This window comes from Bacillus sp. RC251, assembly GCF_044908765.1.
Taxonomy (GTDB): Bacteria; Bacillota; Bacilli; order Bacillales; family Bacillaceae_G; genus Bacillus_A; species Bacillus_A wiedmannii.
On sequence record NZ_JBIYDP010000001.1, the window covers coordinates 408851 to 429660 of the forward strand.

A 20810-nucleotide genomic window follows, 5' to 3' on the forward strand; every position below is an offset into this window, starting at 1 on the left:
TTCGAGACAGAAATCTTCCAGCTTCAAGAAACTTCTGAAATAAATGATTACGGTACAGATGATATTATCCGTCGTGATATTAACTGTAATTTAGGATCGTTAAATATCGTGAATGTAATGGAAAATAAAGAAATTCGTGAAGCTGTTCATGCGGGAATGGAAGCTTTAACAGCTGTGTCTGATATGACGATCATTCCGAATGCACCAACTGTGAAAAAAGCAAATGATGAGCTTCATTCAGTTGGACTTGGCGCAATGAACTTACACGGATATTTATCAAAAAACAAAATCGCATATGAAAGTGCAGAAGCGAAAGAGTTCGCTCGTACATTCTTTATGATGTTAAATTACTACTCTATTGAAAAAAGTATGGAGATCGCTAAAGAAAAAGGCGAAACATTTAAAGACTTCGATAAGTCTGATTATGCGAATGGCACATACTTTGAAAAGTACGAAACGACAGATTACAGCCCAGTAACTGAAAAAGTTCAGCAACTATTTGAAGGAATTCATATTCCAACAAAAGAAGATTGGACAAGTTTAAAAGAGCAAGTGAAGAAGAATGGATTATATAATTCATACCGTCTTGCTATCGCTCCAACACAATCTATCAGTTACGTTCAAAATGCAACTTCAAGCGTAATGCCGATCGTAAGTCAAATCGAATCAAGAACATATGCGAATGCGACAACATATTATCCAATGCCGTATTTATCAAAAGATACGTTCTGGTACTATAAATCTTCTTACGATATGAATCAGTTTAAATTAATTGATTTAATCGCAGAAATCCAAGAACATATTGACCAAGGAATTAGTACAATTCTTTACGTTAATAGTGATATTTCAACACGTGAGTTAGCACGTTACTACATCTATGCACATAAAAAAGGCTTGAAGAGTCTTTATTATACGAGAACACGTAAGTTAAGCGTGGAAGAGTGCGTAGCTTGTACCGTTTAATATAAAAAGTGAGACATCATGAGCAGGGTTTTCTGAACCCTGCTCATGCTTAGTTATCAATTTTTCATGTTTATTTAGAGAAGGGGCGATTGAATGCGTGCGGTAAACTGGAACAAAAAAGAAGATGATTTTAGTTTAATGTTTTGGAAGCAAAACATCGCTCAGTTTTGGACAGAAGAAGAAATCGCAGTATCTTCTGACAAAAATACTTGGGCACAATTATCAAAAGAAGAGCAGGTTGCTTATAAGCGTGTATTAGGTGGTTTAACACTTTTAGATACGAAACAAGGTGGCGAAGGGATGCCACTTGTACTTGTTCATCTTGAAAATTTACAAGCGAAAAGTGTATTAGCTTTCATGGGAGCTATGGAAGAAGTACATGCGAAGAGTTACAGTCATATTTTCACAACGTTAGCTACTGAAGAAGAAATTGATGATATTTTTGAATGGGTAGACAATCATCCATTACTTGAGAAAAAAGCTGGTATTGTTACTAGTTACTATCGTCGTTTATTAAAGCCTGAAGTAACGAAAAAAGAGTTATACATGGCGATGGTAGCAAGTGTATTCTTAGAAAGTTACTTATTCTATAGTGGATTCTTCTACCCACTTTACTTAGCAGGTCAAGGTAAATTGACAGCAAGTGGTGAGATTATTAACCTAATAATTCGTGATGAGTCAATTCACGGCGTATTCGTCGGTATTTTAGCACAACAACTCTTCGCAGAACTTTCTGCAGAAGATCAACAAGAAGTGCAAAAAGAAACACAAGAGTTATTAATGGAACTATATGAAATTGAAATGGCATACACAGAAGAAATTTACACTTCTATCGGTCTTGTAGAGGATGTAAATCGTTTCGTTCGTTACAATGCGAATAAAGGACTTATGAACTTAGGACTTGAGCCGAAGTTTGAAGAAGAAGAAATTAACCCAATCGTTTTAAATGGTTTACGTACAGATACGAAAAACCATGATTTCTTCTCTGTAAAAGGGAATGGTTACGTAAAAGCAACGAACGTTGAAAAGTTAGCTGATGATGACTTCGTGTTTGATTTTTAATATATACTCATAAAGAAAAGCTGTCTTATTCATTGATAAGACAGCTTTTCTTTATGGATTTGTTTACATAACACTATTATTTTTGTATAACGAGTTCTGTTTAAAAAGTTCTATCCAGCAAATGGATAGAACTTTTTTGTAATTAAATGGGTATTTACAAACTATTTGTATCAGTGTATTATTTAACTAGTACACCGATACAAAAGGAGGGAAGAAATGAAAATAGAGTTTTCTCCAAATACACCAATTTACATTCAGGTAATGGAATACATAAAAAAAGAAATCGTAACAGGACATTTATTGCCTGGTGATAAAATTCCCTCTGTACGTGAATTAGCGAGTGAATTACAAGTAAATCCAAATACGATTCAGCGTACATTTCAAGAGCTAGAACGGGATGGGGTTGTTGTCACACGTAGAGGAATGGGTCGATATGTAACGAATGAAGGGGAGAAAATTATGGAGCTGCGAAAAGAGATGGCGAAAGAATTACTTCATTCTTTTATAGATGGAATGGACAATTTAGGTTTTTCAGAAGAAGAAATTCTTACAATCCTTCGTTCTTCATTACACGAGAAGAGGGAGGAGAGCGAATGACAGAGTTATTAAAAATAGAAAACTTATGGAAGAGATACGGATTGAAAGCAGTGATCCGTGAATTAAACATAGAGATTACGGAAGGGAAAATTATAGGACTCGTTGGAGATAACGGGAGCGGGAAAACGACGTTATTGAAAATGATTGCCGGTCTGCAGCATCCTTCCGAAGGCAGTATTACAATTGCTGGTAAAAAGGTAGGATTAGAAACGAAAGAAATTGTTTCTTTTATGTCAGATAAACCAGTATTTGATAATTGGATGACGGTAAAAGATTCTTTATTCTTCTATCGAGATTTTTATAAAGACTTCGACATTCAAAAAGCGGTAGATACGATTGCGGAATTTAAAATACCGTTAGAAGAAAAAATTACAGCTTTATCAAAAGGTATGGTTGAAAAGCTACAAATTATTTTAACATTTTCTAGGAAAGCGAGGTTATACGTACTAGATGAACCATTGGGCGGGATTGATCTCGTTTCTAGGGAGCATGTACTGGAACTTATTTTACAGTTTTATCGCGAAGACTGTACTATTTTAATTGCAACACATTTAATTGGAGAAGTGGAAAATATTTTTGACGAAGTAATCTTTTTAAAAGATGGTGAGAGTGTATTGCATGAAAATGTAGAGGAATTACGTTTCCAAAGAGGAAAAGCTGTTACGGATTTGTTTAAGGAGGTGTTTAGTAGATGAAGGCCAGTTTAATATATATGTACAATGCGAATAAAAAACAAATTTTCATTTCGTTATTGTCATTCATATTTATTGCAGCTGTCGCTTTTGTAAGTATGGGGAATTATATTAAACAAGAATCAGGAGAAGTAAGGCAAATGATTATAGTTGCCTTAGTATTCTTAGTTTATATAATTTTTGCGGTATTAGTATTTCTGCAGGCGATGTCTGCGTTTGGGAAAATGACCGAAAGTACATTATTTCGATTAACACCGATATCTGGTAAAAAAATTGTTTTAGCAATATTGTCATATGCGGCAATTAGCTTAATGTGTTTTGAAGTAATAGGTACTATGTTTTTCTATAGCATTTCGATGAAAGTAATAAAAGGTACAGAACTCTATGGATTGTTATTTACCGAAAGTACACTTACGTTAGATATAGTAAAACAATTATTTAGCAGTGTGTTATATGTATTTAATTTATCAAGTGTATTGTTAGTTTTACTTTTTACAGTAGCTGGCGTTAAAGTATTTTCTTTGAAAAAGAAAAAAATGGAGTATGTAATTATTTTCTTCTTATTTTTACTAGTAACGAAAGTAATCAATATGATATATGAAATGCTAGGTGGACTTGCACCTACACCTGCTTTTATAAAAAAGTTAGTGTATATAGATGAATCATCAGAAGCAAATGTGTTTCTTTATCCGGAAAAGCTTATGAATTTATATAGTATTGCTTTTTCAATCGGTATATTTGTTTTATTTGTTTATATAACAGGTCGCATAATCGATAAGAAACTAGAAGTCTAAAGGAGGAATCAACATTGGGAAATGTAGTAGTAAAGTTAGAGAATGTTCGAAAAAAGATTGGTGGAACGGAAATTATCCGCGGTTTATCATTTGAAGTTCGTGAAGGGGAAGTGTACGGGTTTCTTGGACCGAATGGTAGTGGTAAAACGACGACAATTCGTATGATGACAGGTCTTATATCAATGACAGAGGGAGATATTACAATTTGTGGTCATAGTATTCGCACGGAGCGTGAAAAGGCGCTAGAGCAAATTGGAGCGATTGTAGAAAATCCTGAACTATATGATTATATGACAGGAATGCAAAACTTAAAGCATTTTGCGAACATGGCAATTACACCGATTAGTAAAGAGCGCATTGCTGAAATTGTAAAGCTTGTTGAATTGGAGCATGCGATTCATAAAAAAGTGAAAACATATTCACTTGGCATGAAACAACGTTTAGGAATTGCACAGGCATTACTGCATCAGCCAAAAATCTTAATTTTAGATGAGCCGACAAATGGATTAGATCCAGCTGGTATTCGCCAAATTCGTGATTATTTACAACGTTTAGCGAAAGAGGAGAATATTGCTGTAATCGTATCAAGTCACTTATTAAGTGAAATTGAACTCATGTGTGATCGTGTTGTTATTATTAAACAAGGTGAGTTTGTACAAGAGTACAACTTACATGAACAAGCAAAACATGATGAGACAGTAGTTGTAGCGTTTGAAGTAGATCAAGTACAGAAAGCAAATGAAATCATTGAAGGTAAGGCGCAAGGAAATGTCATTGTAGTATCTGTAACGAAAGAAGAAATTCCACAACTTGTAAAGAAACTTGTGAGTGACGATGTGCTTGTATACGGGGTTACCGTTCAAAATAAAACGTTAGAGGATGAGTTCTTAGCGATTACAGGGGGAGTGAAAGCGTAATGTTTAAATTAATTCAAAATGAATTTTTAAAGTTGCATGCGAAAAAAGGTATGTATATTTTAATTGGTGTTATTGCAGTATTGGAGATTTTGGGAGTTTTAGCAATGCTGAAATGGGGGGACGGAACTGAATTTAAAGGATCATATTTAGATTTTGCAAGTTCAGAGATTGGTTTAATTACTTTGTTTGCAACAATTTTTGGCATTACGATTGCTTCTCGTATGATTACTGATGAGTTCCAAAAAGGTACAATTAAGCAGTTATTAATCCGTCCAAGAAAACGAGTGACAGTTTTATTCTCTAAATATATTACAGTGTTACTTACTATAGTATTTATCATATTTGCTAGCACGTTAATTGCAATGATTGTTGGCGGAATTGTAATGGATGGTAGTAAAACAGAATTAACGGTAGGAATCGTAATGAAATCTACTTTATATCAAGTACTTTCGCCGTTCTTCTTTGCGACGCTTGCATTTTTCTTAGCAAATGTATTTAGAAAATCTGTATTACCATTAATAATTACGATGTTCCTCTTCTTTTTACAAGGACCAATTAATATGGTACTGATGATGTTTGCAAAAGGTGTAGCGAAATTTGTAGTGTTTTTCCATTTGAATTTAAGTGTTTACGATAGCAATAAACTAGTAAGTGGTGGAATGGAACCAACATTTACAGAGTTTACATTTACAACTTCATTATTACTTGTAGCTGCATACTTTATTGTATTACTTGTAGCATCAAGTGTATTATTCCAAAAACGTGACGTATTATAATAAAAGAAATCCCCGCTTGTAAAAACGGGGATTTTTATTACATAACCTCCTCCTAAATGGCAACTTGAAGAACAGTGATATGGTATTTTAAAAGATATGTTGTTTGAAAGTATTTGAGAAAAATAGGAAGAATTTCAACTATATTCGAATTATAATTTAGTTATCTGACCATTTATTTATATTATCTTTGGGGGTGTTCTATATGCACTATGCATTTTCACGTATAAGACTCCGTAGCTTTTTTGGATGGATGATTATAGGGTTGTTCCTTACGATGATCCCATTAGGTCTATCGAATGTTTCTGAGAGTACGATGGAAGTTATTTCACAAATAACTGTATTTTTTGTATTTCCGTTATTTTGGTTATACGTAAAAACAAATAAAAATAATGTTGTATTTAACAGTTTTTTTGATAAGCCAGGACGTTTACCGTGGGGGTTAATTGTATTAGCAACGATAATGGGAATGATTTTTTCAGTTGGTATATCTCATATTCAATTTTACATATTAGCACATACGTTACCGAATTTCTTAGTTACTATGTTAGAAGACGGAAACGTTATTAATACGAGTAACATATATATGACGATATTTACTTTCATTTCAGCGTGTGTGTTAGCACCTATTATGGAAGAGGTTATTTTTAGGGGCTTCTTTTTACAGCGAATGGCTTATAAATGGGGAATTAAAAAAGCTGTAATCATATCTTCACTTATTTTTGGTTTAGGACATTTTGATGTTATTGGTGCATTTATGTTTGGTGTTGTGATGTGTCTTTTATACATAAAGACGAAAAATATATGGACGAATATCGCTGTACACGCTCTAAATAATTTGATTGCAACAAGTATGCAATTTGTCGGTGGAGAAGAGAGTGGTGCAATTTCAATTCCTGAATTACAAGCGCAAAGTAATTTATGGATCGGTATCGGTCTTACAGTTGTTGGTTTACTGTGGTTAACTCCGTATGTTTGGAAGCAATGGCGTACAGTAAAAGAAGTTGGTGTGCCGCCGATGCGCTTTATAAATGAGGAAAAAATAGTAAGTTTGTTACAAGAAAATGAAGTGTATAGTCAAGTGATTGTAACAGATAGACTGATGGCTGTAGAGCTACCAGATGAAGCAGTAAATAAGCTTCGATTAGAAGAAAATGATTATGTAACAGTAGCTGTAGAAGACGATAAAATCGTTATAAAGAAAGCGCACGATAGATAATTAAAAAGTAGCTCCTTAGGAGCTACTTTTTAATTTGTAATAATTTCTACACGAAAATTATTACCGTTCTTTACATATTTAATATCTGTAACGATACGGACTGTTTTTAAAATCTCCACTTTTTCACCAATTCGAGGGATAGTCGGAACATTGTCCCAAATGCCAAGCAAGTCATCTAATTGTGCCGTTTTTTCATAAAACCAGATTTTCAATGTAAAGCCCCTTTCTCGAACTTTATGTATTTTAATACATAATATATTATTTTTATTCTTATTGTAAGGGGTTTTTATATATTTTATGAATAAAAATAAATTAAACTTCTGGGAAGATATGTTCAATATCAGGAGTAAGAGATACTTCTGATAATACGATATGAGAAACAGTCGTTGCATATGAAGAAACATCATTGATAAATTCTTCAAGTTCAACGAGTGAAGGAACAGAAATTTTTACAATGTAGCATAAGCTCCCTGTTACTCGGTAACAAAAACTTGCAGATGGATAAGACTGAATAAACTGTTGCATACGTGTTGTATCACCATTTTTTAAAGTGATTTCTAAAATACAATCTAAAACAAGTCCTGCTTTTTTATAATCGATATCGATTGTGTACTTTTGAATAACGCCTTCACTTTCAAGTTTGCGAACACGTTCTGCAGTAGACGGAGCAGATAAATTTACTCGTTTCGCCAATTCACGCATGGAAAGGCGACTATCATTATATAATTCATTTAAAATCTTTCGATCGACACGGTCTAGTTGCATTTGTAAATATACCTCCAGTAAAATAATAATTTTTGTAAAGGAAAAATATAAATTAAGATTCATATGAAATGTGAAGTGAACTTTATTTATTTTACAATAAAACAGAAGGAAATAGGAGGGGAAATGATGGAGAGAATTTCATTATCAAATATAGGAGATACAAAATTTCAAAAGTTATTAGGGCATAATCCGGATCTATTACATGCATGGAGTATGGTAGAGAATACGCTGTATAGTAAAGGAACTCTTTCAGCAGAGTTGAAGGAGCAAGTAAGAAGAACATTAGCGTACGGGAATGAATGTCCGTACTGTATGGCAAAGGGAAGACCTGATGATATGCAAAAGGTAGAAGAAATGAGTGTAGCAGTTACTTTTGCACATACATTTGTTCATGATAAAAAGGCAATAGATGATAATATGTTTCATGCATTGAAACAATATTGGACGGAAAAAGAAATTGTAGAGCTTTGCGCTTATATTTGTTTTATTACTGCGTCACAACAACTTGGTTTTCTGTTTCAATTACAGCCGAATGAAGGAGAAAATGATGATGAATAAAATAGCACTTATTATAATTGATGTACAAAAGGCGTTTCAGTTACCATACTGGGGCGAGAGAAATAATCTTTTTGCTGAAGAAAACATGAGAATGTTATTAGCAGAATGGAGAAAAAGGAAACGACCAGTTTTTCATATTCAACATGTAAATAAAGAAAATGCTCAATCGATGTTTTATGAAGGAGCGGAAACGGTGAACTTTAAAGAAGAGCTGAAGCCATTACCAGGCGAAGTGATTATTCAGAAATCTGTTAACAGCGCGTTCATTGGGACAAATTTAGAAGAGCAATTAAGAGAGAACAAATGTAATGCAGTAGTGGTTGTAGGATTAACGACAAATCATTGTGTGGAGACTACGACACGAATGGCAGGAAATTTAGGATTTACAACGTATTTAGTGAGTGATGCAACGGCTACTTTTAACCGTAAAGGTCTAGATGGTAAAGAGTATAATGCAGAGGATATTCACAATATGACACTTGTAAATTTACATGAAGAGTTTGCTACGATTGTAACGACAAAAGAAGTATTAAAATTATTTTAAGAAAATAATTGCGAATTATGTAGAAAAAAATAAGAATATTTCGTATAATCTAAGTACAATCATTTTGAAATAGGGGTGGCATCATATGGAGCAAATTCCGGTAAAGAGAATAGAAGAAGTACTTGTTGTAGCAGGGGACGATAAACAGAAGCAAAAGGAATTTTATGAATTGCTCTTATCTACTGAGTTTTATGTTGCTGGTTCACTAGAAGCAGAGGACGGGGCAACAGAAGGAATACTTCGTTTGCGTCATTTCCAAGGAGAGGGTAGATGGATCGTTCCGTTCTTTACACAAATGGAATTTGTAAAAGACGTGTTGCCAGAAGGAACGCCCCTTATTACGATACGTGGAAAAGAATTATTTGGTAGCATTGAGAAAGATGCTACAGCAGTATTAAATGTTGGTACTGATATAAGTAAAACATTTATTCCAGAAGAAGTTGCAGATATCGCATCTGGACGAATTTTTAATTATTATAAATAAAAGGAAAAGCGGAATCGCTTTTCCTTTTTAATTTGAATACGGATTGGCTACGCCAGAAGAAATAGAGAGTGTTTTATTATTTGTATTTATTGTCGCTGTAGCTCCAAGAGGAATCCCGATGTTTGGACTTATATGTCCAATCGGTAAACCGAATAGAACAGGTATATGATATGGTGCGAAATATTCATATAATATTGTTTGTAATGATTGAGATGGTTTAGAAGGAGTGCAGTCATGACAACTTGTAAAAATAACACCGCTGCATTCATTAAACTTTCCAGATAAAAGTAGCTGATTTAACATACGGTCAATGCGATACGGTTCTTCCCCAATGTCTTCAAGCAACAAAAGTTTATTCGCCGTATTTATCTCATAAGGTGAGCCAATTATACTCGTTAACACAGCTAAATTTCCTCCCGCTAATGTGCCTGTAACTGTACAAGAAGAGGTAGGTACGATACATTCTGAAGCAGATAAGATGGTGGAATACGGATGGAATAGTTGATTGAAAGAAGATAAAGAGAGAGAATCTACACCTTTTCCTAATTCTTCAACCATTGGGCCATGAAAAGTAATGAGCTTTGCATAACGTGAAAAGGCCGTATGTAAAGCTGTAATATCGCTATATCCCCAAAAGATTTTTGGATTTTGCCTAATGATTTCATATTGAATGTGAGGGAGGAGACGAGCACTTCCGTAACCACCCCGTGCACAGAAAATGGCTTTTACTTCATGATTGGAAAATGCTTCATGTATATCATCAAGGCGAACTTGATCACTTCCAGCTAAATATCCATATTTCTCATAAACACTCTTCCCGATTACTACAGATAAACCCATCTCTTGTAATACATTTACACCTTTTAATACACTTTCAATTGTTGGTGGACCGGACGGTGCAATAACCATTACTGTATCACCTTGTTGTAACGCATCTGGATAAATCATCATTTTCAGCCTCCTTCCCTTTCAATATATTCGCTTCATAGGAAGTTCAACCCTTGTAAAAGAAGGGGAAAGTTTGTCAAATAAAGAAGATATAAGGGGAATAGGAGGAGAAATGATGTTTACAAGTCGCGTAATAGATCTATTACAAATTAAGTATCCAATCATTCAAGCAGGTATGGCAGGTGCGATTACGACGCCTGAGCTTGTTGCAGCTGTAAGTAATAGCGGAGGATTAGGAACGCTTGGAGCAGGCTATATGAGCCCTGAACAAATTCGTGACGCAATTTATAAAATAAGAGAACGAACGGATAAGCCTTTCAGTGTTAATTTACTGTTAACGAAAGAGATACAGATAGAAGAAGAGAAGGTAACCTTGGCAAAGGGATTACTTAGCGGAGTAAATAAAGAATTCGGTATAGAGGAAGAAGAGACGATAAAGCTTCCGAGAAGCTATAAAGAACAATTACAAGTGTTAGTAGAAGAAAACGTGCCAGTCGTTAGCTTTGCATTTCAAACGTTAGAAAAAGAAGAAATAGATGACTTAAAAAGAAGAGGAATAAAAGTCATCGGAACAGCTACTCATGTGAGAGAGGCGAGGGTGCTTGCTGAATTAGGAGTAGACATTATTGTCGGTCAAGGTAGCGAGGCAGGAGGGCATAGAGGAACATTTATTGGGAAAGAACAGGACGCTATGATTGGGACGTTCGCATTAATTCCGCAGTTAGTAGCAGCAGTCCCGCATATACCAATTGTTGCAGCAGGGGGTGTAATGAACGGGCAAGGGCTTGTTGCGGCATTTACACTGGGGGCAGAAGCTGTTCAAATGGGATCAGCCTTTTTAACGAGTGATGAAAGTATTACGCATGATGTGTATAAAAAAGCAGTTTTACATAGTAGAGATACGAGTACAACTGTGACCCGTGCGTTTTCCGGGAAATATGCACGGGGTATTCGTAATGAATTTATAGAGAGATATGAAGGGAAAGAAAAAGGGCTTCCGATGTATCCAGTGCAAAATGTATTAACTTCTAAAATACGCCAAGAAGCAGCAAAACATAATAAAGGAGAATACATGTCGCTTTGGGCAGGGCAAGCGTCATCATTAGCACGAATAGAATCAGCTCAGCATGTAGTGGAGCGAGTGATGAAAGAAGCAGGTAACGTAATCGAACAATTGCAAAATATATATAGAAAAAGACCACTTGAATAATTCAAGCGGTCTTTTCATTAGTTTGCTTTATAAAATTGTTGGATGGCTTCATCGATATAAACCCAGCCTTTCCAACCTAAGTGCATATGATCTTTTAAGAAGTATTTATCATACTCATGATTTGAGAAGTCGGCAATTGGATAGCCAGCTTTCTCAATTTGCTCATGAACTTTTTTGTAGTACAATTCGCGACGTTCTTTCGGGAAGCCAGCGTAATCGTACCAAGGACCTTTTACAGGAACAGAAATGAAGAGTGGTTTTGCACCAGATTGTTTTAATAAATCAAGTACAATTTGTAAATCTTCATATTCTGGCGATTGATCATAAGCATCATTTTTTAAGTAGCCTTCACGTTGCTTTAACTTCTTCTTAATCTTACTGTTGAAGTAATCATCTTCGATACCGTATTCGTTAGAACCTGATTCTACTGCACCAGTTTGATCTGCATGTTTACGAGCTTCTTCCCAATTCATTTGTTTTAATGAAGGGTCAAGTTTTTCTTTATGCGGTTTAATATCAAACATTGCTGTAAATAAATCTTTACGATCTAAAATGTTACGATAAATATAAGCGAAAGGTTTAGCAGCAAGTGCTTTTACTTTATGCTTTGTATCATCATAAACGATACCTTCAAGCGAAATTTTTAATAAAGTTTCTTTCTTAACGATCTCAAAGTTTAATAAACGTTTTGCAATTTGCTTTTTCATTTCAGGCTTTAGGTCATCATTGAAAAGTAAGTGATAGCCTTGTTGTTTTGAAAAGTTAGGTGCAAAGTGTGTTTCATCAATACCTTGTGGTACAAACCATTGAGGAGAAAGAACGAATACCATTTTCTTATCTTTCAATTGATCCATTGTAGATGCAAAATTTAACACATGTACAAGGTCTTGTGTTCCTCCGCGTCCAAGAAGGAATGGTGTGAACCCTTCAGGTTTTACTTTGAAATAATTTGATGGATGGAAAGCATCCATACGTGCGAATTCCGATGAACCGTACATCGGAAGGTATTTCGGGTCTGCTAACATCTTTTGCTGTAAAATCATACTTTGAATCTTTTCTTCTTTTAAAGAAGTGGCAGCTTGTTCTACTTTTTCATCACTTAAAAGTGGAAGTAGAAAGCGCGTTGGAATAAGTAAGAATACAGCAAAAAGGGCCAATGCTAAAAGCATCGGACCAAATTTTGCTTTGTTCATCGGATTTCTTCCAACTTCTTAATAACCATGTTTGGTGTAGCCCACTCGTCACGGTCAAAATCAGAAATAGAAACTTCAATATCTAAACGCTCTTGGAATTCAACTAATAAAGATACTACAGCGAAAGAATCAAGAATACCTTCTTCAAATAATTGAACATCTAAGTTTTCTTTCACAATATCGTTTTCACATACTTCTTCTAAAATATCTAATACTTGCTCTTTGAATTCTGCCATTTTTAAAATCTCCTTTATATCCGAAATATATTATATGTGCAACTTCTTATTAGTATAAGAAGGGTGCATTAAAAGTATCTGTTAAGGTGTCCAGAGAAAATTAGGAAACCGAAACATACAACGTGGAACGTAATTACAATCGCAAGGACGTGTGTAAATTTATTGTTTGGCCAAAACTTATGCTTCTTGTTTTTTCGTTCGAAAATATCGAATAAAATAAACAGTGCGGCATGATAGAGACCATAAATAACATACTGCGCAATGGCGCTTCCTTGGATGTGCCAAATTCCCATAATGAAGAAGTTTAAAAAGGCACCGATATACGAAATTGTGTAACGGTTCTTGATTAACTTTTTCTTCGTTGCAAAAAAGACGAAACGCATGTAAATAAAATCACGGAACCAGAATGATAAACTCATGTGCCAGCGGTTCCAGAAGTCTTTAATGTTACGACTAAGGAATGGCTTATTAAAGTTTTCTGGTGTTTTAATTCCCATCATGTAACTGATACCAATTACGAACGCACTATAACCTGCAAAGTCAAAGAATAATTGCATGCTAGTAGCGTACATAAAAATCACATTAGATAAAAGTGTATCTTGATTGGCGAATACTGCCTTAACAAGGTATGTTGTTATCAAGTGCGCGATTATAAACTTATACAGAAAACCTTGGAAAATACGGTTAAGCCCTGTATATAGTAATTTTTGATATTCCTCAGCACTAGGTGGCTTTTGGATATCTTTTTGGAATCTACGGTAACGATCGATAGGTCCACTTGAAATCGCAGGGAAGAATAAAACAAACTCCCAGAAATTAAAGAAGGAAAGTTCTTTAATTAAATTATCACGAACTTCAAAGACCATTTGTACAGCTCTAAATGTTACGTAAGACATACCTGCGAAAACAATAAAATGCAATTCAGGTACAAATGGTGCGACTTTTGCCAAAATAAGTGGCAAAATCGATAAAATAACAGCTATACAAAACATGAATGTACTATTATTTTGTTTTCTTAAAATTAAATAGCCTTTAATCAGGGCATATTGCCAAATAATAAATACGGCTAACATAATCGCTTGCTTCGGTTTATCCGAGAAGATAATAGCAATCATGACTAATGTTAAAACGGCATTATATTTACGCAACATTTTACCTTTTAATCCAGCTATGATAGTAGGTATTAATAAAATGCCCACTATAGCGAAAAAATAAAATGATCCATATGCGGTCATGCTGTAACCTCACTCAATAATTTTTTGCGATCTACCTTTCCATTTGGTGTCATTGGAATAGAAGATTGATACATGAATTTACGTGGAATCATGTAGTTTGGTAATCGCTCATTGAGTTCTTTTTTAATTGCAGATGTTAATTTGAATTCTTTTTCAAATGAATGTTCTCCAGGAACAACAACCGCTAATAAATAATCGTATTTCTCACCTTTTTTAATTGGAACGATAACTGCTCCTTCTACGTAAGAACACGCACGAAGGTGATGCTCAATTTCTTCTAATTCCATTCGATAACCATGCAGCTTAATTTGGAAATCAAGACGACCATTATAGAATAGAAGACCATTTTCAACATAGCCAGCATCGCCTGTTTTATAGGCGCGCTCACCGTCAATCATAGTAAATGCTTTTTCTGTTAATTCAGGGCTTCCTAAATATCCAACGCTTACGCTTGGACCGACAATTACGATTTCACCTTTTTCACCATCAGGTGCAATCGTGCCATCTTCTTTCATAATAAGAAGGCGGCAGTCTGATTTACAGTAGCCAACTGGAAGTGATTTGTATTGATCAAGCACTTCTTCTGTAACGTGAATACCTGTTACAGCGACAGTAGCTTCTGTTGGACCGTACGTATTCATAATTGTCGCTTTCGGGAAACGCTCAATTAATTTTCTAGCCACTTCGTTTGGTAACACTTCACCGCAGAATAAGAATGTTTTCATGTTTGGAAGCATACTCTCAGAGAAAGATGCTTCCATTAAACACATTTCTGCGAAAGATGGTGTTGAAGTCCATACTTGTATATCCGATTGCTCTAAAGAAGCAAACAAGTCTTTTGGACGTGCAATCATATCTTTATCGATTGCCCAAAGTGTACCACCTGTTACTAAGGATGGGTAAATATCCATGACAGATAAATCGAATGAGAAAGGTGCTTGGTTTAAGAATACTTGTCCTGTTTGTAAGTTGAAATCTTCTACAGCCCATTTTGTAAAGCTTACAAGGCAGTTATAAGTAATCTGAACCCCTTTCGGATTACCTGTGCTTCCTGATGTGTAAATAATGTAGAAGTTCTCATCACCTTTTACCGCATGTTCAGGATTTGGAGTGTTCCCTTTATGAGTAAAGAAAATATCTTTTAAGTTGTCTTCACTTACAATGCGAACTGGTAAATCAGTTACAGTTACTTCAGTTCCTGATAAAAGTAGTTTCGCACCAGAATTTTCAGCGATACGTTGTACACGATCAGCTGGGATAGATAAATCTACAGGAATATAAGCGTGTCCAGCTTTTACACATCCTAAAAAGTTAATAATCATTTCAGGTTGCATATGGCCATACACCATAATTGGTGAACGATCATCTGGATACTCAGAAGAAATCCAATGTGCTAACGCATCAGAATCTTCCTTTAATTGTTTGTACGTAATTTTCGCATCTCGCCAAACAAAAGCAGTTTGATCAGGCGTTTCAATAGCCCACTTTTCAATTTGTTCTAATAACTTCATAACGTTCCCACCCTAAAATTCGTTGTAAATAAATGTACTTGTGTTTGTATCATGGAATCCATACAACCAAAGTAATGCAAATAAAATTGCAAGGTAATAAACCGTCTTTGCAACCCATTGTGTGAGTGGTCGAGACCATATCTCTTTTAATCTTTCCATGTCTTTCCCTCTCTTAATGAAATGATAGCTCTTTGTAGGTATCATGTCCTACATTATTGTGAAAAAAACAAAATTCCACATTTTAGGTAAAAATAAGTCAAAAGGCTCTTTTCTGATATTAGCACTAAATACTAAAAAAGAAAATCCCTAACTTAGCAATTATATTACATTCAGCATGAATTTGTAATGGGTTTGACATGTAAATAGGAAGTGGATTGTGTGAATGTATAAAAGTGGTCTGGGAGAATGTATAGAAATGTAATATTCGTTTGAGTTTTTCATAGTTAATGTATGAATTGTTAAAGTTTCATAAGAGGAGGAATTTCTGATGAAGAGGGTGTGGAAGGATCTTATTTCAGAAGAAAACATTATTAAATGGAGACAGCATTTTCATAAATATCCGGAATTATCATTTCATGAAAAAGAAACTTCACAATTTATATATGATACATTATGCTCATTTTCTTCTTTTGAAGTAACGAGACCGACGAAGTATAGTGTACTAGCAATTAAAAGAGGGACGGGACAAGGGAAAATAGTTGCGATTCGAGCTGATATAGATGCTTTACCAATTCAAGAGGAGACAAGGAAATCTTATACGTCTGTGAATAAAGGAATGATGCATGCATGTGGGCATGATGCTCACGCAGCTATTTTGTTAAGTACAGCAGAGGTGCTATCAAATATAAAGGAAGATTTCGTAGGTGAGATTCGTCTCTTCTTTCAGCACGCAGAAGAGGTGTATCCTGGCGGGGGACAAGAAATGGTTGAGGCAGGCGTGATGGATGGTGTTGATTATGTAATAGGTTTACATGTTATGTCTGGACTTGAGAGCGGGAAAATCGGAATTACGTATGGACCGATGATGGCAGCACCGGACGTATTTACAGTTGAAATTCAAGGGAAAGGAGGGCATGCGGCGAGGCCAGAAGAAACGATAGATCCTATTGCTATCGGAGCACAGATTATTACAAATTTACAACATATCGTATCAAGAAATACAAGTGCTTTCATGCAAAGAGTTGTTTCAGTTACGCAGTTTCATGGGGGAATGGCTGATAATATTATTCCTAATACAGCAACTTTAATGGGAACTGTGCGTTCTTTTAATCAAGCGTTAAGAATAGAAGCAGAAGAGAAAATTGAGCAAATCGTGAAAGGAATTACAAAAGCACATGGAGGGAAGTATACATATACGTATCGATATGGATATGATCCGGTTATTAATGATGAATATATTACGAAAGTAGTAGAAGAAAGTGCACTACATTTGTTTGGGAATGAGCGTGTTGTGAAGCTTGAACCTTCTATGGGAGGAGAAGATTTTTCAGCATATTTAAGAAAAGCACCGGGTTGCTTCATTAAATTGGGGACGGGGAATGAAAAGATAGATACTTGTTATCCACATCATCATCCAAAATTTGATGTAGATGAAGCAGCTTTAATTTATGGAGTGGGATTATTTCTAGAGACAGCGATAAGATTGCTAAAATCGTAAAAAAGTATAAAAAAAGGCAACTGCGCTCTATCGCAGTTGCTTTTATTTCTTTCCGTCAGAGAGGGCTGAGAAAGAACTATGCTCATTTATAGTATATGAATAGCTAACGGACAAGCTTGTACATTTTAATCATTTTTTTAAAAATAGTTATTGACATTGATAATCACTGTCAATTAATCTAAGGGTAGTTGAAATTGATAATTATTATCAATAGGATGGATGCGACATGTTAATGAGAAAAAAATTTCACCTTCTGCGGAGGGGATTAAAAGATAAAAATAAAGATGTTGATCAGCATATGGAATGGCAACGAAATGTAATTCGTTCTGAATATGTAGATGAGAAGAGTCCGCTTCCAACAGAAAAAGAGATACAAGGTAAAAGGAGAGATTCAGTTGAGTAAGTTAGTAATGATATTTGCAAGTATGAGTGGAAATACAGAGGAAATGGCTGATCATATTGCGGGTGCAATTCGTGAAACAGAAAATGAAATTGAAGTGATCGATATTATGGATTCACCAGAGGCTTCTATACTAGAACAGTATGATGGAATTATTTTAGGTGCTTACACTTGGGGAGATGGTGACCTTCCTGATGATTTCTTAGATTTTTATGACGCAATGGATTCTATTGATTTAAATGGGAAAAAAGCAGCAGTCTTCGGATCATGTGATTCGGCTTATCCGAAATACGGCGTGGCGGTTGACATTTTAATAGAAAAGCTACAAGAGCGCGGAGCTGCAGTTGTGTTAGAAGGACTAAAAGTAGAATTAACGCCAGAAGATGGAGATGTAGAAAAATGTTTACAGTTTGGAGCTGAATTTGTAAAACACCTTTCTTAATGGCAGAAGGGAGATGGAGAGCAAGTGCACGAGAAAATCGCAATCAAAACGATGACAGATTATCATTTGTATGATTTTATGCGTTGTCCGCATAAATTTTATTTCCGTCATATAAAAAGAAGAGAACCTTCTTCATTTGAATGGCAACAAATCGCACAAATGATTGTGAATCGAATTATTAATGAATATTACACACTACCTGCGGGCCAACAAACGAAAATCGTACTTTTAATATTAATAGAAAAGTATTGGAAAAGAGTAAGGATTAATATGTTCGCTTCAAAGACGGAGTATTATATTGTGTTAGCGAAGTTAACGGATCACTTATTACAGTTTGTTGAAAGAGATGATAGTCAGACACCACCGTTATTTTTATATGAAAAATTTCAAACATATATGGAAGAGTTAGGTGTCCACATGTCATTGACATTAGAAGTTGGTGAGTGGCGTACTGAGTCGTTTGTAATTAAAAAGTATGTTGTCGATGCGGATGAGGAAATGCTTGCTCTTTGTCAAAAGTTAATGACAGTATTCAGTTATAAAGCTTTCGGTATTCTTCCAGGAAAAATTGAAGTTATTAATTTAATAGAAGGAACTAAGTATGAGTACATTCCGAAACAGGAAGATATTATAACTGGCATGGCTGATTTATCTAGAATGAAAGAAATGTTGCAACAACCTGAGCATTATACAGAGCGTCATTTTCGTTCTGAGTGTATGAGTTGTGCGTTTCGTAGTGAATGCCAAAGGGAAGAAGTAAAGAAAGAAGCGAAGCAGAAGAAAAATATCGTACATTAAAGGATGCAATTTTGCATCCTTTTTTGTTATTGACATGAAAAGCTTTTCATCATTTAACGTATATTTGTAGCAGATTTTAATAAAGGGAGGAATAATCAATGAAAGATGAAACGAAAGTATTTCAATGGTTAAAAGAACAGAATGCTCCTTTTGGAATTCAACTGCAAATTTTACAAGCGTTTCAACTGTATCAAATTATTGTTGAAATGGATAAAAAGTTAATGATGTATGAAGAGAGAGAATATCGGGAGAGAATTTAATCTCGGCCCTGTAGTATTACTTTCAGTTTTTCTGTACCTGCTAGGAATTTAAGTTCATTCTTTGTTTCTAAGTTATAAATCATATTATGTAATAAAGGACTGTATTGATAAAAGGTCGTGATGCGATGAATGAGTAATGGATCATAGTGTGAAATAAGCGTACTGTATTGTTCATATACTGATGTAGTAAATTCATGTCCGAAATCATAATATAGCCCAGCAAAATCAAAGGCAGGATCTCCAATTTGAGCATCACCAAAATCGATAATACCTGAAATGGTTTTATTTTGGTGATCAAATAAAATGTGATGATGTGTAAAGTCAGCGTGAATAATTGTTTTTTGAAAAGTGGATGTATCGATACATGTAAAGAAATTTTCAAATAAACAATTTAACGCTGATTTCTGGTATGAAGTAAGACTGTTAGTAAGATATTGAGTTAATTTTGTTTGTAGCTCTTTCCAGTAGGTGAGTGTTTTTTCAACAGGGAATCCTAACGTTGTACCTTGTTTTAAAGGAATACTATGTAAGGTTGCAAGGAAGGTGGCTAATTGTGTAATAATAGTTTTCAGTTCTTTATCCTCAAGCTTGATTACTATGTCTGTTTTTAATGGTTCACCATGAATGAGTGTATAGTAACTACAAAGTGGAACCGCATCAGCATCATTTCTATATAATAGGTGATACTGTGGAACCTCAATTTCATGTAGTGAACAAGAGAGGAGTGTGCATAGTTCTTTTTCTAACGGAATTCGCGTTGCATATTCCTGTTTTCGAGGGAAGCGAAACAGTAGCTCCTCATTTACTATAACCGCTACATTATCCCAGCCTTCTTCATTTTGTTTATATGAATGTATAGAAAGATTAGGCAAAGCTTCTTTTATATACTGTTTGTAAGAGTCCATAATTGTTCCTCATTTCTAAGTTAAGTTATTCCACTTTATGATATCAGAATTTTCTTTCTATATGTTAAAATATAACTATCATTATGAAGAAGGGCGGGAGTATTACGAAGAAAAGACTATTCATCATTGCTCTATGTATCGCTTTTGGCTTGTTTTGGTCATATAAAGAGGAGGTTTTTGCTACCTTTAAACTGATTGATCAGTACGGGTTAAATAAGGAATTAAAGAATAAAAGTATAGAAACTTTAACTCATAATGAAATGAAAAAGGTAGGAGAACATTTTGTGACAGAGCAATTATCAGTGTTTGAGTTTAATAATAAAGAAGATGTGAAACGAAAAGGTGAAGAACTATTTGTAAATAGAGAGTGTGAACAATTAATGAGAAATTATTATCCAAATCGCTTTCGGGATTTAGAGTATAAATTTACAGACGAGGGACATACGTGAAGAGACAGATGAGAGTTTTCGTTATCAAACTGCAGCGTACGTTGCGGGTACTGAAAATGGTAAGAGAAGCGAAATGAAATTGAATTATGAAATAAAAATTGTAAAGGTTAATAATTTATTTAAGGTGTTAGAACAAAAACAGTATGTACAATAAAGTGAAACATGAATGAGTGCTACAAATAGCGGATAAAAAAATCC

26 protein-coding genes and 1 pseudogene are annotated in these 20810 nt (G+C 34.7%); 18 read left to right on the forward strand and 9 right to left on the reverse strand.

From position 1 onward, the window contains the following. Positions 1–12: 12 nt before the first annotated feature. The 8 genes from ABH961_RS02135 (at position 13) to ABH961_RS02170 (ending at position 7017) form a co-directional block, all read left to right on the forward strand. Positions 13–963 (forward strand): ribonucleotide reductase large subunit, encoded by a 951-nt coding sequence (locus ABH961_RS02135; protein WP_306295567.1) that lies wholly within the window; start codon positions 13–15, stop codon positions 961–963. Between the two features lie 93 nt (positions 964–1056). Further along, the gene (gene nrdF, locus ABH961_RS02140) at positions 1057–2025 is read left to right on the forward strand and encodes a class 1b ribonucleoside-diphosphate reductase subunit beta (protein ID WP_048544989.1); all 969 of its coding nucleotides are present in this window, start codon (positions 1057–1059) and stop codon (positions 2023–2025) included. A gap of 216 nt (positions 2026–2241) precedes the next feature. After that, the gene (locus ABH961_RS02145) at positions 2242–2622 is read left to right on the forward strand and encodes a GntR family transcriptional regulator (RefSeq protein WP_000687513.1); all 381 of its coding nucleotides are present in this window, start codon (positions 2242–2244) and stop codon (positions 2620–2622) included. Continuing rightward, positions 2619–3317, forward strand: a complete 699-nt coding sequence (locus ABH961_RS02150) for an ABC transporter ATP-binding protein (RefSeq protein WP_098077837.1) — start codon at positions 2619–2621, stop codon at positions 3315–3317. Before ABH961_RS02145 ends, ABH961_RS02150 begins: the two co-directional genes overlap by 4 nt. After that, on the forward strand, positions 3314–4108 hold the full coding sequence (locus ABH961_RS02155; RefSeq protein ID WP_048544985.1) for a hypothetical protein: 795 nt from the start codon (positions 3314–3316) through the stop codon (positions 4106–4108). Before ABH961_RS02150 ends, ABH961_RS02155 begins: the two co-directional genes overlap by 4 nt. 14 nt (positions 4109–4122) lie before the next feature. Continuing rightward, positions 4123–5025: an ABC transporter ATP-binding protein gene (locus ABH961_RS02160; protein ID WP_048544983.1), complete on the forward strand. Its 903-nt coding sequence runs from the start codon at positions 4123–4125 to the stop codon at positions 5023–5025. Continuing rightward, entirely contained in the window at positions 5025–5801 is a 777-nt protein-coding gene (locus ABH961_RS02165) for an ABC transporter permease (RefSeq protein WP_098077839.1), read from the forward strand. Before ABH961_RS02160 ends, ABH961_RS02165 begins: the two co-directional genes overlap by 1 nt. Before the next feature lie 202 nt (positions 5802–6003). Next, the gene (locus tag ABH961_RS02170; protein ID WP_098077842.1) at positions 6004–7017 is read left to right on the forward strand and encodes a CPBP family intramembrane glutamic endopeptidase; all 1014 of its coding nucleotides are present in this window, start codon (positions 6004–6006) and stop codon (positions 7015–7017) included. Positions 7018–7046: 29 nt separating this feature from the next. Here the strand turns inward: ABH961_RS02170 and ABH961_RS02175 are convergent, their stop codons facing one another. Next, the gene (locus tag ABH961_RS02175; protein ID WP_000707104.1) at positions 7047–7229 is read right to left on the reverse strand and encodes a DUF3913 family protein; all 183 of its coding nucleotides are present in this window, start codon (positions 7227–7229) and stop codon (positions 7047–7049) included. A gap of 100 nt (positions 7230–7329) precedes the next feature. Then, positions 7330–7782 carry an Lrp/AsnC family transcriptional regulator gene (locus ABH961_RS02180; protein ID WP_001175500.1) on the reverse strand — a complete coding sequence of 151 codons (453 nt, stop codon included), beginning with the start codon at positions 7780–7782 and terminating at the stop codon, positions 7330–7332. Between the two features lie 63 nt (positions 7783–7845). On the opposite strand from ABH961_RS02180, the gene ABH961_RS02185 reads away from it, so the two are divergent. The 3 genes from ABH961_RS02185 to ABH961_RS02195 all read left to right on the forward strand — a co-directional run bounded on the left by ABH961_RS02185 (position 7846) and on the right by ABH961_RS02195 (position 9368). Beyond that, complete coding sequence (locus ABH961_RS02185) at positions 7846–8340, forward strand: carboxymuconolactone decarboxylase family protein (protein ID WP_098077844.1); 495 nt, start codon at positions 7846–7848, stop codon at positions 8338–8340. Beyond that, complete coding sequence (locus ABH961_RS02190; protein ID WP_048544974.1) at positions 8330–8884, forward strand: cysteine hydrolase family protein; 555 nt, start codon at positions 8330–8332, stop codon at positions 8882–8884. Before ABH961_RS02185 ends, ABH961_RS02190 begins: the two co-directional genes overlap by 11 nt. Before the next feature lie 85 nt (positions 8885–8969). Continuing rightward, entirely contained in the window at positions 8970–9368 is a 399-nt protein-coding gene (locus ABH961_RS02195; protein ID WP_000435201.1) for an SseB family protein, read from the forward strand. Between the two features lie 27 nt (positions 9369–9395). Here the strand turns inward: ABH961_RS02195 and ABH961_RS02200 are convergent, their stop codons facing one another. Continuing rightward, positions 9396–10316: a S66 peptidase family protein gene (locus tag ABH961_RS02200; RefSeq protein WP_098077935.1), complete on the reverse strand. Its 921-nt coding sequence runs from the start codon at positions 10314–10316 to the stop codon at positions 9396–9398. A gap of 115 nt (positions 10317–10431) precedes the next feature. Between ABH961_RS02200 and ABH961_RS02205 the strand changes: the two genes are divergently transcribed. Next, entirely contained in the window at positions 10432–11526 is a 1095-nt protein-coding gene (locus tag ABH961_RS02205) for an NAD(P)H-dependent flavin oxidoreductase (protein WP_098077847.1), read from the forward strand. Between the two features lie 17 nt (positions 11527–11543). On the opposite strand, the gene dltD is transcribed toward ABH961_RS02205, so the two are convergent. The 5 genes from dltD to ABH961_RS02230 form a co-directional block, all read right to left on the reverse strand. Further along, positions 11544–12719 (reverse strand): D-alanyl-lipoteichoic acid biosynthesis protein DltD, encoded by a 1176-nt coding sequence (dltD, locus tag ABH961_RS02210; protein WP_048544965.1) that lies wholly within the window; start codon positions 12717–12719, stop codon positions 11544–11546. Further along, the gene (gene dltC, locus ABH961_RS02215) at positions 12716–12955 is read right to left on the reverse strand and encodes a D-alanine--poly(phosphoribitol) ligase subunit DltC (protein WP_000807310.1); all 240 of its coding nucleotides are present in this window, start codon (positions 12953–12955) and stop codon (positions 12716–12718) included. Before dltC ends, dltD begins: the two co-directional genes overlap by 4 nt. A gap of 68 nt (positions 12956–13023) precedes the next feature. Then, positions 13024–14190 (reverse strand): D-alanyl-lipoteichoic acid biosynthesis protein DltB, encoded by a 1167-nt coding sequence (gene dltB, locus ABH961_RS02220; RefSeq protein WP_048544963.1) that lies wholly within the window; start codon positions 14188–14190, stop codon positions 13024–13026. Further along, the gene (dltA, locus tag ABH961_RS02225; RefSeq protein ID WP_000770525.1) at positions 14187–15701 is read right to left on the reverse strand and encodes a D-alanine--poly(phosphoribitol) ligase subunit DltA; all 1515 of its coding nucleotides are present in this window, start codon (positions 15699–15701) and stop codon (positions 14187–14189) included. Before dltA ends, dltB begins: the two co-directional genes overlap by 4 nt. A 12-nt stretch (positions 15702–15713) precedes the next feature. Continuing rightward, positions 15714–15860 (reverse strand): teichoic acid D-Ala incorporation-associated protein DltX, encoded by a 147-nt coding sequence (locus tag ABH961_RS02230; protein WP_000440293.1) that lies wholly within the window; start codon positions 15858–15860, stop codon positions 15714–15716. Between the two features lie 328 nt (positions 15861–16188). On the opposite strand from ABH961_RS02230, the gene ABH961_RS02235 reads away from it, so the two are divergent. The 5 genes from ABH961_RS02235 to ABH961_RS02255 all read left to right on the forward strand — a co-directional run bounded on the left by ABH961_RS02235 (position 16189) and on the right by ABH961_RS02255 (position 19258). Continuing rightward, the gene (locus tag ABH961_RS02235; RefSeq protein ID WP_098077850.1) at positions 16189–17358 is read left to right on the forward strand and encodes a M20 metallopeptidase family protein; all 1170 of its coding nucleotides are present in this window, start codon (positions 16189–16191) and stop codon (positions 17356–17358) included. 226 nt (positions 17359–17584) lie between these two features. Then, the gene (locus tag ABH961_RS02240; RefSeq protein ID WP_000929010.1) at positions 17585–17761 is read left to right on the forward strand and encodes a hypothetical protein; all 177 of its coding nucleotides are present in this window, start codon (positions 17585–17587) and stop codon (positions 17759–17761) included. After that, positions 17754–18200 (forward strand): flavodoxin, encoded by a 447-nt coding sequence (locus ABH961_RS02245; RefSeq protein WP_098077853.1) that lies wholly within the window; start codon positions 17754–17756, stop codon positions 18198–18200. The genes ABH961_RS02240 and ABH961_RS02245 overlap by 8 nt, the downstream gene beginning before the upstream one ends. 24 nt (positions 18201–18224) lie before the next feature. Then, positions 18225–18998 carry a hypothetical protein gene (locus ABH961_RS02250; protein WP_098077855.1) on the forward strand — a complete coding sequence of 258 codons (774 nt, stop codon included), beginning with the start codon at positions 18225–18227 and terminating at the stop codon, positions 18996–18998. A 98-nt stretch (positions 18999–19096) separates the two neighbouring features. Next, positions 19097–19258, forward strand: coding sequence for a hypothetical protein (locus tag ABH961_RS02255; RefSeq protein WP_046958209.1), 162 nt, complete (start codon positions 19097–19099; stop codon positions 19256–19258). Here ABH961_RS02255 and ABH961_RS02260 read toward each other — a convergent pair. Further along, on the reverse strand, positions 19255–20163 hold the full coding sequence (locus ABH961_RS02260) for an aminoglycoside phosphotransferase family protein (protein ID WP_098077858.1): 909 nt from the start codon (positions 20161–20163) through the stop codon (positions 19255–19257). The genes ABH961_RS02255 and ABH961_RS02260 overlap by 4 nt on opposite strands. 83 nt (positions 20164–20246) lie before the next feature. Here ABH961_RS02260 and ABH961_RS02265 point away from each other — a divergent pair. Then, positions 20247–20766: pseudogene (locus ABH961_RS02265) on the forward strand (biotin transporter BioY). Positions 20767–20810 lie beyond the last annotated feature (44 nt).

What these genes read in the sequence shown, in the direction of transcription:
- dltC (WP_000807310.1), bottom strand. Translation starts at nt 12,955, where the DNA reads ATGGCAGAATTCAAAGAGCAAGTATTAGATATTTTAGAAGAAGTATGT.
- ABH961_RS02230 (WP_000440293.1), bottom strand. Translation starts at nt 15,860, where the DNA reads ATGGAAAGATTAAAAGAGATATGGTCTCGACCACTCACACAATGGGTT.
- ABH961_RS02185 (WP_098077844.1), top strand. Translation starts at nt 7,846, where the DNA reads ATGAAATGTGAAGTGAACTTTATTTATTTTACAATAAAACAGAAGGAA.
- ABH961_RS02240 (WP_000929010.1), top strand. Translation starts at nt 17,585, where the DNA reads ATGTTAATGAGAAAAAAATTTCACCTTCTGCGGAGGGGATTAAAAGAT.
- nrdF (WP_048544989.1), top strand. Translation starts at nt 1,057, where the DNA reads ATGCGTGCGGTAAACTGGAACAAAAAAGAAGATGATTTTAGTTTAATG.
- ABH961_RS02170 (WP_098077842.1), top strand. Translation starts at nt 6,004, where the DNA reads ATGCACTATGCATTTTCACGTATAAGACTCCGTAGCTTTTTTGGATGG.
- dltA (WP_000770525.1), bottom strand. Translation starts at nt 15,701, where the DNA reads ATGAAGTTATTAGAACAAATTGAAAAGTGGGCTATTGAAACGCCTGAT.
- dltD (WP_048544965.1), bottom strand. Translation starts at nt 12,719, where the DNA reads ATGAACAAAGCAAAATTTGGTCCGATGCTTTTAGCATTGGCCCTTTTT.
- ABH961_RS02150 (WP_098077837.1), top strand. Translation starts at nt 2,619, where the DNA reads ATGACAGAGTTATTAAAAATAGAAAACTTATGGAAGAGATACGGATTG.
- ABH961_RS02260 (WP_098077858.1), bottom strand. Translation starts at nt 20,163, where the DNA reads ATGGACTCTTACAAACAGTATATAAAAGAAGCTTTGCCTAATCTTTCT.
- ABH961_RS02200 (WP_098077935.1), bottom strand. Translation starts at nt 10,316, where the DNA reads ATGATTTATCCAGATGCGTTACAACAAGGTGATACAGTAATGGTTATT.
- ABH961_RS02255 (WP_046958209.1), top strand. Translation starts at nt 19,097, where the DNA reads ATGAAAGATGAAACGAAAGTATTTCAATGGTTAAAAGAACAGAATGCT.
- ABH961_RS02195 (WP_000435201.1), top strand. Translation starts at nt 8,970, where the DNA reads ATGGAGCAAATTCCGGTAAAGAGAATAGAAGAAGTACTTGTTGTAGCA.
- ABH961_RS02165 (WP_098077839.1), top strand. Translation starts at nt 5,025, where the DNA reads ATGTTTAAATTAATTCAAAATGAATTTTTAAAGTTGCATGCGAAAAAA.
- ABH961_RS02180 (WP_001175500.1), bottom strand. Translation starts at nt 7,782, where the DNA reads ATGCAACTAGACCGTGTCGATCGAAAGATTTTAAATGAATTATATAAT.
- ABH961_RS02235 (WP_098077850.1), top strand. Translation starts at nt 16,189, where the DNA reads ATGAAGAGGGTGTGGAAGGATCTTATTTCAGAAGAAAACATTATTAAA.
- dltB (WP_048544963.1), bottom strand. Translation starts at nt 14,190, where the DNA reads ATGACCGCATATGGATCATTTTATTTTTTCGCTATAGTGGGCATTTTA.
- ABH961_RS02145 (WP_000687513.1), top strand. Translation starts at nt 2,242, where the DNA reads ATGAAAATAGAGTTTTCTCCAAATACACCAATTTACATTCAGGTAATG.
- ABH961_RS02155 (WP_048544985.1), top strand. Translation starts at nt 3,314, where the DNA reads ATGAAGGCCAGTTTAATATATATGTACAATGCGAATAAAAAACAAATT.
- ABH961_RS02205 (WP_098077847.1), top strand. Translation starts at nt 10,432, where the DNA reads ATGTTTACAAGTCGCGTAATAGATCTATTACAAATTAAGTATCCAATC.
- ABH961_RS02190 (WP_048544974.1), top strand. Translation starts at nt 8,330, where the DNA reads ATGATGAATAAAATAGCACTTATTATAATTGATGTACAAAAGGCGTTT.